This window comes from Citrobacter sp. wls717 (assembly GCF_005280955.1).
GTDB lineage: Bacteria > Pseudomonadota > Gammaproteobacteria > Enterobacterales > Enterobacteriaceae > Citrobacter > Citrobacter werkmanii.
Window position 1 is genome coordinate 365,239 of sequence record NZ_SZWW01000001.1, and the last position, 16,957, is coordinate 382,195.

The 16,957-nt window shown below is 54.4% G+C and carries 10 protein-coding genes; 8 read left to right on the forward strand and 2 right to left on the reverse strand.

Annotation, left to right across the window (positions count from 1 at the left end; all coding sequences use genetic code 11):
- Position 1: 1 nt before the first annotated feature.
- Genes glgC through glgP form a run of 3 tightly spaced genes read left to right on the forward strand, consistent with a single transcriptional unit; the run spans position 2 to position 5,197 of the window.
- On the forward strand, positions 2–1,297 hold the full coding sequence (gene glgC / locus FDX09_RS01720) for a glucose-1-phosphate adenylyltransferase (protein ID WP_006687433.1): 1,296 nt from the start codon (positions 2–4) through the stop codon (positions 1,295–1,297).
- On the forward strand, positions 1,297–2,730 hold the full coding sequence (gene glgA, locus FDX09_RS01725) for a glycogen synthase GlgA (RefSeq protein ID WP_038634926.1): 1,434 nt from the start codon (positions 1,297–1,299) through the stop codon (positions 2,728–2,730). Before glgC ends, glgA begins: the two co-directional genes overlap by 1 nt.
- A gap of 19 nt (positions 2,731–2,749) precedes the next feature.
- Positions 2,750–5,197, forward strand: a complete 2,448-nt coding sequence (gene glgP, locus FDX09_RS01730) for a glycogen phosphorylase (RefSeq protein ID WP_038634923.1) — start codon at positions 2,750–2,752, stop codon at positions 5,195–5,197.
- A 91-nt stretch (positions 5,198–5,288) separates the two neighbouring features.
- On the opposite strand, the gene glpD is transcribed toward glgP, so the two are convergent.
- A complete protein-coding gene (gene glpD / locus FDX09_RS01735; RefSeq protein ID WP_038634920.1) occupies positions 5,289–6,797 on the reverse strand; it encodes a glycerol-3-phosphate dehydrogenase in 1,509 nt (502 codons plus the stop codon).
- Between the two features lie 202 nt (positions 6,798–6,999).
- Here glpD and glpE point away from each other — a divergent pair, with 202 nt between their 5' ends.
- The 3 genes from glpE (at position 7,000) to FDX09_RS01750 (ending at position 9,086) form a co-directional block, all read left to right on the forward strand.
- Positions 7,000–7,326 carry a thiosulfate sulfurtransferase GlpE gene (gene glpE, locus FDX09_RS01740; protein WP_038634917.1) on the forward strand — a complete coding sequence of 109 codons (327 nt, stop codon included), beginning with the start codon at positions 7,000–7,002 and terminating at the stop codon, positions 7,324–7,326.
- Positions 7,327–7,401: 75 nt separating this feature from the next.
- A complete protein-coding gene (gene glpG / locus FDX09_RS01745; protein WP_038634914.1) occupies positions 7,402–8,232 on the forward strand; it encodes a rhomboid family intramembrane serine protease GlpG in 831 nt (276 codons plus the stop codon).
- Between the two features lie 95 nt (positions 8,233–8,327).
- Positions 8,328–9,086, forward strand: coding sequence for a DeoR/GlpR family transcriptional regulator (locus FDX09_RS01750; protein WP_137346703.1), 759 nt, complete (start codon positions 8,328–8,330; stop codon positions 9,084–9,086).
- Positions 9,087–9,127: 41 nt separating this feature from the next.
- On the opposite strand, the gene malT is transcribed toward FDX09_RS01750, so the two are convergent.
- Positions 9,128–11,833 carry an HTH-type transcriptional regulator MalT gene (gene malT, locus FDX09_RS01755; protein ID WP_087856282.1) on the reverse strand — a complete coding sequence of 902 codons (2,706 nt, stop codon included), beginning with the start codon at positions 11,831–11,833 and terminating at the stop codon, positions 9,128–9,130.
- Positions 11,834–12,462: 629 nt separating this feature from the next.
- Between malT and malP the strand changes: the two genes are divergently transcribed.
- Complete coding sequence (gene malP, locus FDX09_RS01760; protein ID WP_137346704.1) at positions 12,463–14,856, forward strand: maltodextrin phosphorylase; 2,394 nt, start codon at positions 12,463–12,465, stop codon at positions 14,854–14,856.
- A 9-nt stretch (positions 14,857–14,865) separates the two neighbouring features.
- Entirely contained in the window at positions 14,866–16,953 is a 2,088-nt protein-coding gene (malQ, locus tag FDX09_RS01765) for a 4-alpha-glucanotransferase (RefSeq protein WP_087856284.1), read from the forward strand.
- Positions 16,954–16,957: the final 4 nt, after the last annotated feature.

Consider the following 16,957-nt stretch of genomic DNA (forward strand, 5'->3'; position numbering starts at 1 on the left):
CATGGTGAGTTTAGAGAAGAACGATCGTGTTATGTTGGCGCGCCAGCTGCCATTAAAATCTGTTGCCCTGATCCTGGCCGGTGGCCGCGGTACCCGCCTGAAAGATTTGACCAATAAACGTGCCAAGCCGGCCGTGCACTTTGGCGGTAAATTCCGCATTATCGATTTTGCTTTATCCAACTGTATTAACTCCGGCATCCGCCGTATCGGCGTGATCACGCAATACCAGTCGCACACGCTGGTACAGCATATTCAGCGCGGCTGGTCGTTCTTTAGCGAAGAGATGAACGAGTTTGTCGATCTGCTGCCTGCGCAGCAGAGAATGCAGGGTGAAAACTGGTATCGCGGCACGGCGGATGCGGTAACCCAAAACCTGGACATCATTCGCCGCTACAAAGCGGAATATGTAGTGATCCTTGCAGGCGATCATATTTATAAGCAGGACTACTCGCGTATGCTGATCGACCACGTCGAGAAGGGGGCGCGTTGCACCGTGGCCTGTATGCCGGTGCCTATCGAAGAGGCCAGCGCGTTTGGTGTGATGGACGTGGACGACAGCGACAAAATTATCGAGTTCGTTGAAAAACCTGCCAACCCGCCAGCCATGCCGGGTGACCCGACCAAATCTCTTGCCAGCATGGGGATCTACGTTTTTAACGCCGATTACCTGTATGAATTACTGGCGGAAGATGACCTCGATGAAAACTCCAGTCACGATTTCGGTAAAGACATCATCCCAAAAATCACCGAAGCTGGCATGGCGTATGCACATCCCTTCCCATTGTCCTGCGTACAGTCTGACCCGGAATCCGAGCCGTACTGGCGCGATGTGGGAACGCTGGAAGCTTACTGGAAGGCCAACCTCGATCTGGCCTCGGTGACGCCTGAACTGGATATGTACGACCAGGACTGGCCAATCCGTACGCATATGGAGTCTCTGCCGCCGGCGAAATTTGTGCAGGACCGTTCCGGTAGCCACGGAATGACGCTGAACTCGCTGGTCTCCGGCGGCTGTATTATTTCTGGTTCGGTGGTGGTGCAGTCCGTTCTGTTCCCGCGAGTGCGGGTGAATTCATTCTGTAACATTGATTCGGCAGTGTTGTTGCCTGAAGTATGGGTAGGACGCTCATGCCGGTTACGTCGTTGTATCATTGACCGCGCCTGCGTTATCCCTGAAGGCATGGTGATTGGTGAAAATGCGGAAGAGGATGCTCGTCGCTTCTACCGCTCAGAAGAAGGCATTGTGCTGGTCACGCGTGAAATGCTGCGCAAACTGCAAATCAAACAGGAGCGATAATGCAGGTTTTACACGTATGTTCAGAGATGTTCCCCCTGCTTAAAACCGGGGGACTGGCGGATGTTCTTGGGGCGTTACCGGCCGCGCAAATTGCCGACGGTGTAGATGCCCGCGTGCTGCTCCCGGCGTTTCCGGATATCCGTCGCGGCATTCCTGATGCTCAGGTGGTGACGCGTCGCGATACCTTTGCAGGCAGAATTACGCTGCTGTTCGGGCATTACAACGGCGTCGGCATTTACCTCGTGGACGCGCCGCATCTCTATGACCGTCCGGGTAGTCCGTATCACGACACCAACCTGTTCGCTTATACCGATAACGTCCTGCGTTTTGCGTTGCTCGGCTGGGCCGGATGTGAAATGGCCTGCGGCCTTGACCCATTCTGGCGCCCGGATGTGGTGCATGCGCACGACTGGCATGCCGGTCTGGCCCCGGCGTATCTGGCGGCCCGCGGCCATCCGGCGAAATCGGTGTTCACCGTCCACAACCTGGCGTATCAAGGCATGTTTTATGCAAAGCATATGGATGACATCCAATTGCCATGGTCGTTCTTTAATGTGCACGGGCTGGAGTTTAACGGGCAGATTTCGTTCCTGAAGGCCGGGTTGTACTACGCCGACCACATCACGGCGGTGAGTCCGACCTACGCGCGGGAGATTACCGAGCCGCAGTTTGCCTACGGCATGGAAGGTCTGTTGCAACAGCGTCATCGGGAAGGGCGACTTTCCGGCGTGCTGAACGGCGTTGATGAAAAAATCTGGAGCCCGGAAACCGATCTGCTACTGGCCTCGCGCTATACGCGCGACACGCTGGATGAGAAGGCGGAGAACAAACGTCAGCTACAAATTGCGATGGGACTTAAGGTTAACGATAAAGTGCCGCTGTTTGCTGTCGTGAGCCGTCTGACCAGTCAGAAAGGGCTGGATCTGGTGTTGGAGGCTCTGCCGGGTCTGTTAGAGCAGGGGGGGCAACTGGCGCTGCTTGGCGCGGGCGACCCAGTATTACAGGAAGGCTTCCTGGCCGCTGCGGCGGAACATCCCGGACAGGTAGGGGTGCAAATTGGTTATCACGAAGCCTTCTCGCACCGCATCATGGGCGGGGCCGACGTCATTCTGGTACCCAGCCGTTTTGAACCGTGCGGCTTAACGCAGTTGTATGGGCTGAAGTATGGCACGCTGCCGCTGGTGCGGCGTACCGGTGGGCTGGCGGATACGGTCTCTGACAGTTCGCTGGAAAACCTGGCGGACGGTATCGCCAGTGGGTTTGTCTTTGAAGACAGTAATGCCTGGTCGCTGCTACGCGCGATCCGGCGTGCTTTCGTATTGTGGTCCCGGCCTTCGCTTTGGCGGTTTGTACAACGCCAGGCCATGACCATGGATTTTAGCTGGCAAGTCGCGGCGAAGTCTTACCGCGAGCTTTACTACCGCTTGAAATAGATATCCAGGAATCACCTATATGAACGCTCCATTTACTTATGCATCGCCCACACTCAGCGTCGAGGCACTTAAGCATTCTATTGCCTACAAACTGATGTTCACGATTGGTAAGGACCCGGTCATTGCCAACAAACATGAGTGGCTGAACGCCACGTTATTCGCGGTGCGCGATCGTCTCGTGGAGCGCTGGCTGCGTTCTAACCGTGCGCAATTATCCCAGGAAACCCGTCAGGTTTATTATCTGTCAATGGAGTTTCTGATTGGGCGCACGCTTTCCAATGCGCTGTTATCGTTGGGGATTTACGACGATGTTAAAAGTGCGCTGGAAGGTATGGGATTAGATCTGGAAGATCTGATCGACGAAGAGAATGACCCCGGTCTCGGTAACGGTGGCCTCGGACGCCTGGCAGCCTGCTTCCTCGACTCACTGGCAACGCTGGGTCTGCCCGGACGTGGTTACGGTATTCGTTATGACTATGGCATGTTTAAACAGAACATTGTCGATGGTCGACAAAAAGAGTCCCCGGACTATTGGCTGGAATACGGTAACCCGTGGGAATTCAAACGCCACAACACGCGCTACAAAGTGCGCTTTGGCGGCCGCGTACAGATGGAAGGCAAGAAAACGCGTTGGATTGAGACCGAAGAGATCCTCGCAGTGGCCTACGACCAGATTATCCCCGGTTATGACACTGACGCCACCAACACGCTGCGCCTGTGGAATGCCCAGGCCAGCAGCGAAATCAACCTCGGTAAATTTAACCAGGGCGACTACTTTGCGGCGGTGGAAGATAAAAACCACTCCGAGAACGTCTCCCGCGTACTGTATCCGGATGACTCTACCTATTCGGGACGCGAACTGCGGTTGCGCCAGGAGTATTTCCTCGTCTCCTCAACGGTGCAGGACATCCTGAACCGCCATTATCAACTGCATAAAACCTACGACAACCTGGCCGATAAAATCGCCATTCACCTTAACGACACCCACCCGGTGCTGTCGATCCCTGAGCTGATGCGCCTGCTGATCGATGAACACAAGTTCAGTTGGGACGACGCGTTTGAGGTGTGCTGTCAGGTCTTCTCGTATACCAACCACACCTTGATGAGTGAAGCGCTGGAAACCTGGCCGGTGGATATGCTGGGCAAAATCCTGCCGCGCCATTTGCAAATCATTTTTGAGATTAACGACTACTTCCTGAAGACGCTGCAGGAGCAGTATCCGAACGATACCGCTCTGCTGGGACGGACGTCGATTATCGATGAATCAAACGGTCGTCGTGTGCGTATGGCATGGCTGGCGGTGGTGGTGAGCCACAAGGTTAACGGTGTGTCTGAACTGCACTCCAACCTGATGGTGCAGTCGCTGTTTGCTGACTTTGCGAAGATTTTCCCGACTCGCTTCTGCAACGTGACCAACGGTGTGACGCCGCGTCGCTGGCTGGCGCTGGCGAACCCATCGCTTTCTGACGTACTGGATGAGAACATTGGCCGCACCTGGCGTACCGATCTCAGCCAGCTCAGCGAGCTTGAGCAGCACTGTGATTTCCCGTTAGTGAATCAGGCTGTGCGTCGTGCGAAGCTGGAGAACAAAAAGCGACTGGCAACGCTCATCGCCCAGCAGCTGAACGTGGTAGTGAACCCGAAATCGCTGTTTGATGTGCAGATCAAGCGTATTCACGAGTACAAACGTCAGCTAATGAATGTGCTGCATGTGATCACCCGCTACAACCGCATCAAAGCCGATCCAGACGCCGAGTGGGTGCCGCGCGTGAATATCTTCGCGGGTAAAGCGGCTTCAGCCTATTACATGGCGAAGCACATCATTCATTTGATCAACGATGTCGCGAAGGTGATCAACAACGATCCGCAGATTGGCGATAAATTGAAGGTCGTGTTTATCCCCAACTACAGCGTCAGTCTGGCGCAGGTGATTATTCCTGCCGCCGACTTGTCTGAGCAGATTTCTCTGGCCGGGACCGAAGCCTCCGGAACCAGTAATATGAAATTCGCGCTCAACGGCGCGCTGACCATCGGGACACTGGATGGCGCCAACGTTGAGATGCTGGAACATGTGGGTGCGGAGAATATCTTTATCTTTGGTAATACGGCGGAAGAGGTTGAGGCTTTACGCATTCAGGGCTACAAGCCGCGTGAGTATTACGAGAAAGATGAAGAGTTGCATCAGGTGCTGACGCAGATTGGCAGCGGCGTGTTCAGCCCTGAGGAGCCTGGACGTTATCGTGATCTGGTCGATTCGCTGATTAACTTTGGCGACCACTATCAGGTGCTGGCGGATTATCGCAGCTATGTCGATTGCCAGGATAAGGTTGATGAGCTGTATCGCCATCCGGAAGAGTGGACCACGAAGTCGATGATAAACATCGCCAATATGGGGTACTTCTCTTCGGACAGGACGATCAAAGAGTATGCCGAGAACATCTGGCATATTGATTCGGTGCGGTTGTAACATCCGAGGCCGGGGGCGCTTCGCTTGCCCGGCCTATGTTTATGCACTCTTGTAGGCCGGATAAGGCGTTAGCCGCCATCCGGCATTTTTATCAGGAGGCCAGCGACAGCTGGTGCTTCTCGACATACTCCGTCAGCCATTGGGTCATGCGGGACTGCTGTTCGGCATTCAGCCACATGCCTTCTTTCGTACGACGCCACAGCGCATCTTCTGCGCGACGCACCCACTCATGCTCAACCAGATACTTCAGCTCGGCCTCATAGAACTCATGGCCGAAGTCTTCGCCTAACTCGGCGATTGACGTGGCGTCGCCGATAATCCATTCAGTATTGCTGCCATAGGTACGCGAATAGTGGCGCGCCAGCGATTCGGTCAGGAACGGATAGCGACGGCGCAGTTTTGCCGCGTAATCTTCGCGATCGCCGCCAATATCACCGCCAGGCAGGATGCACTCTTTGGTCCATGCCGGGCCAATGCCCTGATAGTACGACGACAGTTTTTCCATCGCGTGCTCGGCCAGCTTACGGTAGGTTGTCAGCTTACCGCCAAAGACCGACAACAGCGGCGCTTTGCCGTTTTCGTCGTGGATATCCAGCGTGTAATCACGGGTAATAGCCTGCGGCGAGTCGGACTCGTCATCACATAGTGGACGCACGCCCGAGTAAGTCCAGACGATATCGTCACGGCCAAGCTGTTTCTTAAAGTGCGCGTTGTAGACCTTCAGCAGATAATTGATTTCGCTTTCATCAATTTTCACTGCTTTCGGGTCGCCTTTGTATTCGACGTCAGTCGTCCCGATGATCGAGAATTCGTCCATCCATGGGATAACAAACACAATACGTTTATCTTCATTTTGCAGAATATACGCTTGCTTCTGGGTATGTACGCGCGGCACCACGATGTGGCTACCTTTAATCAGACGAATACCGTACGGCGAAGGCAGATGCATGCCGTCATCAAAGAACTCTTTCACCCACGGTCCGGTGGCGTTGACCAGACCACGGGCCTGCCAGGTGTGCTTTTTACCGGTATCGATATCTTCGGCTTCAACAATCCACAGGCCGTTTTCACGGCGAGCGGAGGTGGCACGGGTGCGGGTTAATACTTCACCGCCTTTGCGTACGACCATTTGGGCGTTTGCCAAAACCAGACGCGCATCGTCTACCCAGCAGTCAGAATATTCGAAACCGCGCACAATCTCAGGTTTCATTACGGAATCCGCGCCAAAACGCAAACCAGTAGAACCCGGCAAACTGGTGCGTTTGCCCAGATGATCGTACATAAACAAACCAATACGGATCATCCATGCCGGACGCAGGTGCGGGCGATGGGGCAGACGAAAGCGCATCGGGAAGGCGATATGCGGTGCCATTTTCAACAGCACTTCACGTTCTGCCAGCGCCTCGCTCACCAGGCGGAATTCGTAGTGTTCCAGGTAGCGCAGGCCACCGTGGATGAGTTTGGAGCTGGCGGAGGAGGTGGCGCAGGCTAAATCCTGTGCCTCCAGCATCAGCACGGATAAACCGCGTCCAGCGGCATCTGCCGCGATACCGGCACCGTTGATGCCTCCACCTATCACAATCAGATCTTTGGTTTCCATGCTGGCCTCTCGCACTTTCGTTATAGCTCATTAATGTTCGTTATCGAGCATAATAGCAAAGAATTGCGCCATTGGTAACATTGGATAAACAATTTACAGTGATACATATAACATTATGGCGTTTACCTGCGCAGGCAACGTACACTGGAGGGTAGTATTGGTTACCTGCCAGAATATAAGTAGAACTTAACAAGAGAACGCCATGGATCAGTTTGAGTGTATTAATGTCGAAGAAGCCCATCAGAAACTCCTGCACGGAATGGCGGTGCTGGTGGACATCCGCGATCCGCAAAGCTATGCGATGGGCCACGCGCCGCAGGCCTTTCATCTGACGAACGACACGTTGGGGACGTTTATGCGTGAGCATGATTTTGATACTGCCGTGATGGTGATGTGTTACCACGGCAATAGCAGTAAAGGCGCGGCGCAGTATCTTCTTCAGCAGGGCTATGATGCGGTTTACAGCGTTGACGGCGGCTTCGATGCCTGGCATCGACATTTTCCTGCAGAAGTGACATACGGTTCGTAAGCTAACAAAGATGCAGCCTGAAACGGACAGGATATATATACTGTCCTCTTTTGTGTGGAATAAGCGACAGCAATAATGTTGATGATTACCTCTTTTGCTAACCCCCGCGTGGCGCAGGCATTTGTTGATTATATGGCGACGCAGGGCGTTATCCTGACGATTCAACAACATCAGCAAACGGATGTCTGGCTGGCGGATGAGTCCCAGGCTGAACGCGTGCGTGCTGAACTGGCACGATTTCTCGATAACCCGGGCGATCCGCGTTACCTCGCGGCCAGTTGGCAGTCAGGTCATACCGACAGCGGTCTGCGCTATCAACGTTATCCGTTTCTGGCCACATTGCGCGAACGTGCCGGCCCGGTGACCTGGGCGGTAATGGCGGCGTGTGTGTTGGTGTTTATCGCGATGAATGTGCTGGGCGACCAGGCGGTAATGCTCTGGCTGGCCTGGCCGTTCGATCCTTCGCTGAAATTTGAGTTTTGGCGTTATTTCACCCACGCGTTTATGCATTTCTCGCTCATGCACATTTTGTTCAACCTGCTGTGGTGGTGGTATCTCGGCGGCGCGGTTGAAAAGCGCCTGGGCAGCGGAAAGCTGATTGTCATTACTGTGATCAGCGCCTTGCTGAGCGGTTATGTTCAGCAGAAATTTAGCGGCCCGTGGTTTGGCGGGCTGTCTGGCGTGGTATATGCGCTGATGGGCTACGTGTGGTTGCGCGGTGAGCGCGATCCGCAAAGCGGTATTTTCCTGCAGCGTGGTTTGATTATCTTTGCCTTGATCTGGATTGTTGCCGGCTGGTTTGATCTGTTCGGCATGTCGATGGCGAACGGCGCACATATCGCCGGGCTGGCCGTGGGTCTGGCAATGGCGTTTGCCGATACTATTCATGTGCGAAAACGAACTTGACTCAAGTTTTGTGGTGCCGGAAGGCGGTGTGCGTTTGGACCAATTTGTAGGCCGGGTAAGCGTCAGCGCATCCGGCAAAATTCCAGGGAACAATAATGAAGCAAACACAACGACATGACGCGATCATTGAGCTGGTAAAAAAACAGGGATACGTCAGTACCGAGGAGCTGGTGGAGCATTTCTCCGTCAGCCCGCAGACGATTCGCCGGGATCTGAATGACCTGGCCGATCAAAATATGATTTTGCGTCACCACGGCGGCGCGGCGTTGCCATCCAGCTCGGTCAATACCCCATGGCATGACCGTAAAGCGACGCAGACGGCGGAGAAAGAGCGCATTGCGCGCAAAGTTGCCACGCAGATCCCTAACGGTTCAACGCTGTTTATTGATATCGGCACCACACCGGAAGCGGTGGCGCATGCGCTGCTTAATCACAGCAACTTACGTATTGTGACCAATAATCTCAATGTGGCAAACACGCTGATGGCGAAAGGGGATTTCCGCATTATTCTGGCCGGGGGCGAACTGCGTAGCCGTGACGGCGGCATTATGGGCGAAGCGACCCTCGACTTTATTTCCCAGTTCCGTCTGGACTTCGGCATCCTGGGGATCAGCGGTATCGACAGCGATGGCTCCCTGCTGGAGTTTGATTACCACGAAGTGCGCACCAAACGCGCGATCATTGAGAATTCACGTCACGTCATGCTGGTGGTGGATCACTCGAAGTTCGGACGTAACGCGATGGTGAATATGGGCAGCATTAGCATGGTGGATGCGGTTTATACCGACACGCTGCCGCCAACTGGCGTGATGCAGGTTATTGCCGACCACCATATTCAGTTAGAGCTGTGTTAAGTTAACTCCAGGCCTGATAAGCGTAGCGCATCAGGCATTAACTATACCCCATAGCCCATCATCTTCAGCAGTTTCTGCGCATGCTGCACCGCATCCTGGCGGTGGGCGACGCCGAGTTTTTGGTACAAATTGCGGATGTGCGTCTTAATGGTCGTGGCTGCAACGGCCAGCTCACCGGCGATCTGCTCGTTGCTGTAACCTGAATAAATCAGCCCCAGAACCTGCCATTCGCGCTGGGTCAGCGGGCTGGTGCGGATAAGCTCCGGCACTTCCGGATGGGTAAGCAGTCGCTCAACGAATCCTTCATCAAAGTGGGCGAATTTGTGGCGGTGGTGCTGGTTAATCTCCCGCAAAACGCGCTGGGCGCGGTGCTGGTCGAGTTCTGGCAGCGTATTGAGCTGAATCAGTTGGCGCAACTGCTGCGCCATCGCCTCACCTTCGATAACAAAGTGGCTGATAAATCCGGTACGGTTCGCCAGTTGCAGCGCTTCGAGTAAGACGCGCTGCGCGTCATTTTTGCGTCCTGCCTGCCAGTACAACTGATTAAGTAGCAACAGGTTACGGTTCAGATCGCTCATCAGGCGCAGGTTACGCGCATTTTCATTTAACTCTTCCAGTACGATTTCCGCCGGTTCAAACTCACCCAGCAGGATCTGCGCGCGGGCGATGTTGCGCCACTGACTTTGCAGGAAGTGGTTATTAGCGAACTCCGGCTTCGGCGTGTGGCGTAGCCAGTTGGCGGCCGAGTTTTTGTCACCCACCATTTGCCAGTAAATCACCCGGACTTTATCGGCGTTTGAGATCCAGTCGCTGTGATAGCGACCGTTGCCCAATAAGTTTTCCAGACGGTTGAGCAGGCTACGCGCGTTGTCTAAATCGCCCCGGGCCAGCGAACACTGAATTAGCAGCGCCAGGCACTGTAGCTGTTGCTGCGGCTGGAATGTGGAAAGCAACTCAATGCCCATGCGGGCAGACGCTTCAGCTTCGTCCAAACGTGCCCATGCCCACAGTAACTGCGCGCGGATACGTACCAGGAACTCATGCATCGGCAGCTGTTCCAGGTGCTGCTCTTTGATCAGCTGGAACGCTTTTTCCTGCGTCTCCCAGGCGGCCTGCAAAAAGCCCTGGGCAAATAAAATTTCGCTTTGCTGGATCAGACTCCACAGCGCGTAATGCCAGACATCATGATGGCGCGCCATTTGCTCGGTTTGCTGCATCAACGCCAGTGAACGCGTGAGATCACCCTTACAATGCAGGACTTCACCATGCACCGAGGTGGCAACGATACGGCTATAGAACCAGGCGATGGGTAATTCATCCAGCGCCAGTTTTGCCAGACGTTCTGCTTCGTCAGGGTTACCGTCGTTAATCGCTACCTGCGCACGCAGCGCGTTAAATTCAGCGTGCAGCGTCGGCTCCATGTCGCCTTTCATCTCTTGTTCCGCACGGGCCAGCAGGGTATTAACCTCGCTGTAGCGGTGCTGGCTTTGCATCAGCCAGGCTTGCAGCAGAACCAGACGCGGATTTTCCAGTAGGCTTTCCCACGGCAGGGCTTTCAGCGACTCTTCCAATAGCGCCAGTTCGCTGTGGTTAAACAGGCCCCACGCATGATTAAGTAGGATATCGCGCAGCATATGGGCGTCGCCTGCCGCCAGAGCGTGGTGGATAGCTTCGCTAGGGAAACCCTGCGCCATCCAGCTTTCTGCGGCCGCGCGGTGTATTTCAGGCAGCTCGCTCGCCAGTTCCCACTGACAACGCTGGCGTAAAAAGCTGCCAAACAGCGGGTGATAGCTGAACCACTCGCCGACGTCATCCATCCGCTGCAGAAATAACCCCTGACGCTCAATTTCCTCAAGTCGCATTTGCCCGTTTTCTTCGCCGGTGACCCGAACGATCAGCGCATCGTTCATCGAACGCAGGATGGCGCTTTTGAGCAGAAAGTGACGGGTGCCGAGGTCAACGCTATCCAGCACTTCATCTACCAGGTAGTCGGATAAATGGCTGGCGTTGATCCCCGCGAGGCGTCGTGCCGACTGGTGCGCAGAGTTATTGTTCTGGCGGGCGGAAAGGGCGATCAGTTGTAACGCTGTGGCCCAGCCCGCAACGTCATCGCACATTCGGCTGCTTTCAGCCGCCTCAATCGGGGAGGATAAACGCCGATCAAAAAATTGTTTCGCTTCCTGATGGTTGAAGGCCAGTTGTTGGCTGCCGATTTCCAGCAACTGATCGCGCACCCGCAGGTTGGCAATGCCCAACTGCGGCAGATTACGCGACAGAACGACCAGTGTGAGATTTTCAGGCTGGTGACGCAGAAAAAAGCGCATTGCCTCGTGAATGGCTGGATTGGAGATCAGGTGATAATCATCCACCACTAGGTAGAGTGGACGATGCCACTCGGCCAGTTCAATAAAAAGCTGCGCAAACAGTGAGGTCAGGCTGGCATACTGGCGTTTCTGCACCATCGCTTCGCTGGTGGTGCAATGCCCAGCGGTTGCCTGCTGGATCGCGGCAATCAGATAGCTGGCAAAGCGCTCCTGCTGGTTATCGCCTTCATCCAGAGAGTACCAACCTAACTCGGTCTTCCCCGCCGCCCATTGTGAAACAAGCGTTGTTTTTCCATAACCAGCAGGACTTGTGATCAGGGCGAGCCTGAAATTGTTCGCGCCGGAAAGTTTAGCCAACAGGCGCTCACGAACCACCGTATGGTCGAGACGAACCGGACGACTTAATTTAGACGGAATCAACATAAGTTAGTCACTTCACTGTGTGAAAATGGGGAAGAATGATTTTTTTTGCGCTTCGTAATTAATAGATATAAGGTCGGCCAGATTGGTATTTTATGCAAGCTAAGCGGGCTTTTTGTGTGTCTGATTTTGCACTATGTCACAAATCTATACATCTATTGCAATAATTTCTTTAAAGAGTCGCAACAGGCGTGGCGACTGGATCCAGCGTGACTTTCACCCAGCGGAAAGATTCCACTTTTTTATGTTGTTACTGTAACGTTTAATAAAAAGACGATGAGTTTTGTGCTCGACTTAAAACTTTCATGTGAAATAACTCAAGCAGAATGCGTATTTCAGGTGAGAAACTATTTCTCTGTTTACATATTTTTTCTAAATATCATCTTACTGTTTGATATTGTCTGGCTAATCTCTTTAGGTTAATGCGAAACCGTGATGCATTTCAGGGGGATGCGGGGGAAACCTACGTATTGACCGGCAATGCCTCTCTGCTTTAAGTGGCGGCGATCACACTTTTATGCTCATCCCCGCTCCTCCTCCCTCCCTAATCCGTGCCAGGATGAGGAAGGTCAACAACGAGCCTGGCAAACTAGCGATAACGTTGTTTTATTACCTAAGGACCTGGAATCCCTATGTCACAGCCAACCTTCAACAAAGATCAATTTCAGGCAGCCCTGACGCGTCAGTGGCAGCGTTTCGGTTTACTGTCGGCTCACGAAATGACGTCGCGCCAGTGGTGGCAGGCAGTGAGTGGGGCGTTGGCTGAGTTACTCAGCGCCCAGCCAGCGGTGAAACCGGCAAAAAATCAGCGCCATGTTAACTACATCTCGATGGAATTTTTGATTGGTCGTCTGACCGGCAACAACTTACTCAATCTGGGCTGGTATCAGGCGGTGAGCGATGAACTGAAAGCGCACGACGTCAACCTGACCGATCTGCTGGAAGAAGAGATCGATCCGGCGTTAGGTAACGGTGGATTGGGGCGTCTGGCGGCCTGCTTCCTGGATTCGATGGCGACGGTCGGTCAGTCGGCGACGGGCTATGGTCTCAACTACCAGTACGGCCTGTTCCGCCAGTCTTTTGCCGACGGTCAGCAGATGGAAGCCCCGGATGACTGGCATCGCGGTAGCTATCCGTGGTTCCGTCACAACGAGGCGTTAGATGTGCAGGTAGGCATTGGCGGTAAAGTCACCAAAGAGGGACACTGGGAGCCGGGATTTGTCATCACCGGTCAGGCCTGGGATCTGCCGGTTCTCGGCTACCGTAACGGCGTGGCGCAACCGCTGCGTCTGTGGCAGGCCAGCCACGCGCATCCGTTTAACCTGACCAAATTTAATGACGGTGATTTCCTGCGCGCTGAGCAGCAGGGTATCGACGCTGCGAAACTAACCAAGGTGCTGTACCCGAACGACAACCACACCGCGGGTAAAAAGCTGCGCCTGATGCAGCAGTACTTCCAGTGCGCCTGCTCCGTAGCCGACATTCTGCGCCGCCATCATCTGGCCGGGCGTAAACTGCATGAGCTGGCCGATTTCGAAGTGATTCAGCTGAACGATACTCACCCGACCATCGCGATCCCTGAGCTGCTGCGTGTGCTGATTGATGAGCATCAGATGAGCTGGGACGATGCGTGGGCCATTACCAGCAAAACCTTTGCGTACACCAACCATACCCTGATGCCGGAGGCGTTGGAGTGTTGGGATGAGAAGTTGGTGAAAGCGCTACTGCCGCGCCATATGCAAATCATCAAAGAGATTAACGATCGCTTTAAGAAACTGGTCGATAAAACCTGGCCGGGTAATGCTGAAGTGTGGGCGAAACTGGCGGTGGTGCATAATAAACAGGTACGTATGGCCAATATGTGCGTGGTCAGCGGTTTTGCAGTTAACGGCGTGGCGGCGCTGCACTCCGATCTGGTGGTGAAAGATCTGTTCCCGGAATATCACCAGCTCTGGCCTAACAAATTCCATAACGTCACCAACGGGATTACCCCGCGTCGCTGGATCAAACAGTGCAACCCGGCGCTTGCCGCGCTGCTGGATAAATCGCTGAAAAAAGAGTGGGCCAACGACCTCGACCAGTTGATTAACCTGGAAAAATACGCCGAAGACGCGAAGTTCCGTCAGACTTATCGTGACATTAAGCTGGCGAATAAAAAGCGCCTGGCAGAGTTTGTGAAAGTACGGACAGGTATTGAAATCAATCCGCAGGCAATCTTTGATATTCAGATCAAACGTCTGCATGAGTACAAGCGTCAGCATCTGAACTTGCTGCATATTCTGGCGCTGTACAAAGAAATTCGTGAAAACCCGCAGGCGGATCGCGTGCCGCGCGTCTTCCTGTTTGGCGCGAAAGCCGCTCCGGGTTACTACCTGGCGAAAAATATTATCTTCGCTATCAACAAGGTGGCGGAAATCATCAATAACGACCCGAAAATCGGCGACAAGCTGAAAGTCGTCTTCCTGCCGGATTATTGTGTCTCGGCAGCGGAAATGCTGATTCCGGCGGCGGATATCTCTGAGCAGATCTCAACCGCGGGCAAAGAGGCTTCCGGCACCGGTAACATGAAACTGGCGCTGAACGGCGCGTTAACCGTCGGTACGCTGGATGGCGCCAACGTCGAAATTGCCGAGAAGGTGGGCGACGAAAATATCTTTATCTTTGGTCATACCGTGGAAGAGGTGAAAGCCCTGAAAGCGAAAGGCTATGACCCGGTGAAATGGCGTAAGAAAGATAAGGTGCTGGATGCTGTTCTGAAGGAGTTGGAAAGCGGAAAATTCAGCGACGGCGATAAACATGCCTTTGACCAGATGCTGCACAGTATTGGTAAGCAGGGCGGTGATCCGTATCTGGTCATGGCGGACTTCGCGGCCTACGTTGCAGCCCAGAAGCAGGTTGACGTGTTGTACCGTGACCAGGACGCCTGGACCCGGGCGGCAATTCTGAATACCGCACGTTGCGGCATGTTCAGTTCAGATCGCTCTATTCGCGATTATCAGGCTCGTATCTGGCAGGCGGAACGTTAAGGAAGCGCGATGGAAAGCAAACGTCTGGATAATGCCGCGCTGGCGGCGGGGATCAGCCCACATTACATTAATGCCCACGGTAAACCGCAGTCTATTGGCGCCGAAACCAAGCGGCGTTTGCTTGACGCCATGCATCGCACCACCGCCGCCACGAAGGTGGCGGTGACCCCGGTGCCGAACGTCATGGTTTATACCGCGGGCAAAAAAATGCCGTTGGCGGTTGAGGGAAGTGGAGAGTTTACCTGGCTGCTAACCACCGAAGAGGGTGTGCAGCACAAAGGGCATGCCGTCGGCGGTAAATCTTTCAACCTTCCGGCGAAGCTGCCGGAGGGGTATCACACGCTTACCCTGACTCAGGGGGAGTTGCGTACACATTGCCGTATCATCGTGGCGCCGAAGCGCTGTTACGAACCGCAGGCGTTGTTGGCCGGGCAGAAGCTGTGGGGGGCATGCGTTCAGCTTTACACCCTACGTTCAGAAAAAAACTGGGGGATTGGCGACTTTGGCGATCTCCGCGCCATGTTGGTGGATGTGGCACAACGCGGCGGCGCGTTTATCGGCCTGAATCCTATTCATGCGCTGTATCCGGCGAACCCGGAAAGTGCAAGTCCATACAGCCCGTCGTCACGTCGCTGGCTGAATATTATTTATATTGATGTCAACGCAGTAGACGATTTCCACCACAGTAAAGAGGCACAGGCCTGGTGGCAGAAACCCACGACTCAGCAAGCCCTGCAAAAGGCGCGAGATGCCGTATGGGTGGATTACTCTACCGTTACCACACTGAAGATGACGGCTCTACGTATGGCGTGGAAAAGCTTCTCTGCGCGTGATGATGAGCAGATGGCGGCATTTCGCCAGTTTGTGGCTCAGGAAGGCGATAGCCTGTACTGGCAGGCGGCCTTTGACGCCCTGCATGCGCATCAGGTGAAAGAAGACGCATTGCGCTGGGGCTGGCCGGTGTGGCCAGAGGCTTTCCAGTCGGTGGACTCGCCAGAGGTCAAACAGTTCTGCGAAGCGCATCGTGATGACGTGGACTTCTACCTGTGGCTTCAGTGGCTGGCGTATACCCAGTTCGCTGACTGCTGGGAAACGAGTCAGGGTTTTGCGATGCCTGTCGGGCTGTATCGCGATCTGGCGGTCGGCGTGGCAGAAGGGGGGGCGGAAACCTGGTGCGACCGTGAGCTGTACTGCCTGAAAGCCTCGGTTGGCGCGCCGCCGGATATTCTCGGTCCGCTGGGTCAGAACTGGGGGCTGCCGCCGATGGATCCGCACATCATCACAGCCCGCGCTTACGAACCGTTTATCGAGCTGCTGCGCGCCAATATGCAGAACTGCGGCGCATTGCGTATCGATCATGTTATGTCGATGCTGCGTCTGTGGTGGATCCCCTACGGTGAAACGGCCGATCACGGCGCCTACGTGCATTATCCGGTCGACGATCTTCTTTCAATTCTGGCGCTGGAAAGTAAACGTCATCACTGCATGGTGATTGGTGAAGATTTGGGTACGGTGCCGGTGGAGATCGTTAGCAAGCTGCGCGATAGCGGCGTGTACTCCTACAAAGTGCTTTATTTTGAGAATGACCATGAGAAAAACTTCCGTGCGCCGAAAGCGTACCCGGAACAATCAATGGCAGTCGCGGCGACGCATGACCTTCCTACGCTTAAAGGTTATTGGGATAGCGGCGATCTGACGCTGGGTAGAGCGCTGGGTCTGTACCCGGATGAGGTTGTGCTACGAGGGTTATATCAGGACCGGGAGTTGGCGAAACAAGGGCTGCTGGACGCGCTGCACAAATATGGCTGTCTGCCAAAACGCGCGGGTCACAAGGCCTCGCTGATGTCGATGACGCCGATGCTTAATCGTGGCATGCAACGCTACATCGCTGACAGCAACAGTGCGCTGCTGGGCCTGCAACCGGAGGACTGGTTAGGAATGGCGGATCCGGTCAACATCCCGGGGACCAGCGACCAGTACAAAAACTGGCGGCGTAAGCTCACCGCTACGTTGGAGCAGATGTTCGCCGATGACGGGGTGAACAAGCTGATTAAGGATTTGGATAAACGCCGAAAAGCCGCTGCGAAGAAGAAATAGTGTT

What these genes read in the sequence shown, in the direction of transcription:
- glgC (WP_006687433.1), top strand. Translation starts at nt 2, where the DNA reads ATGGTGAGTTTAGAGAAGAACGATCGTGTTATGTTGGCGCGCCAGCTG.
- glgA (WP_038634926.1), top strand. Translation starts at nt 1,297, where the DNA reads ATGCAGGTTTTACACGTATGTTCAGAGATGTTCCCCCTGCTTAAAACC.
- glgP (WP_038634923.1), top strand. Translation starts at nt 2,750, where the DNA reads ATGAACGCTCCATTTACTTATGCATCGCCCACACTCAGCGTCGAGGCA.
- glpD (WP_038634920.1), bottom strand. Translation starts at nt 6,797, where the DNA reads ATGGAAACCAAAGATCTGATTGTGATAGGTGGAGGCATCAACGGTGCC.
- glpE (WP_038634917.1), top strand. Translation starts at nt 7,000, where the DNA reads ATGGATCAGTTTGAGTGTATTAATGTCGAAGAAGCCCATCAGAAACTC.
- glpG (WP_038634914.1), top strand. Translation starts at nt 7,402, where the DNA reads ATGTTGATGATTACCTCTTTTGCTAACCCCCGCGTGGCGCAGGCATTT.
- FDX09_RS01750 (WP_137346703.1), top strand. Translation starts at nt 8,328, where the DNA reads ATGAAGCAAACACAACGACATGACGCGATCATTGAGCTGGTAAAAAAA.
- malT (WP_087856282.1), bottom strand. Translation starts at nt 11,833, where the DNA reads ATGTTGATTCCGTCTAAATTAAGTCGTCCGGTTCGTCTCGACCATACG.
- malP (WP_137346704.1), top strand. Translation starts at nt 12,463, where the DNA reads ATGTCACAGCCAACCTTCAACAAAGATCAATTTCAGGCAGCCCTGACG.
- malQ (WP_087856284.1), top strand. Translation starts at nt 14,866, where the DNA reads ATGGAAAGCAAACGTCTGGATAATGCCGCGCTGGCGGCGGGGATCAGC.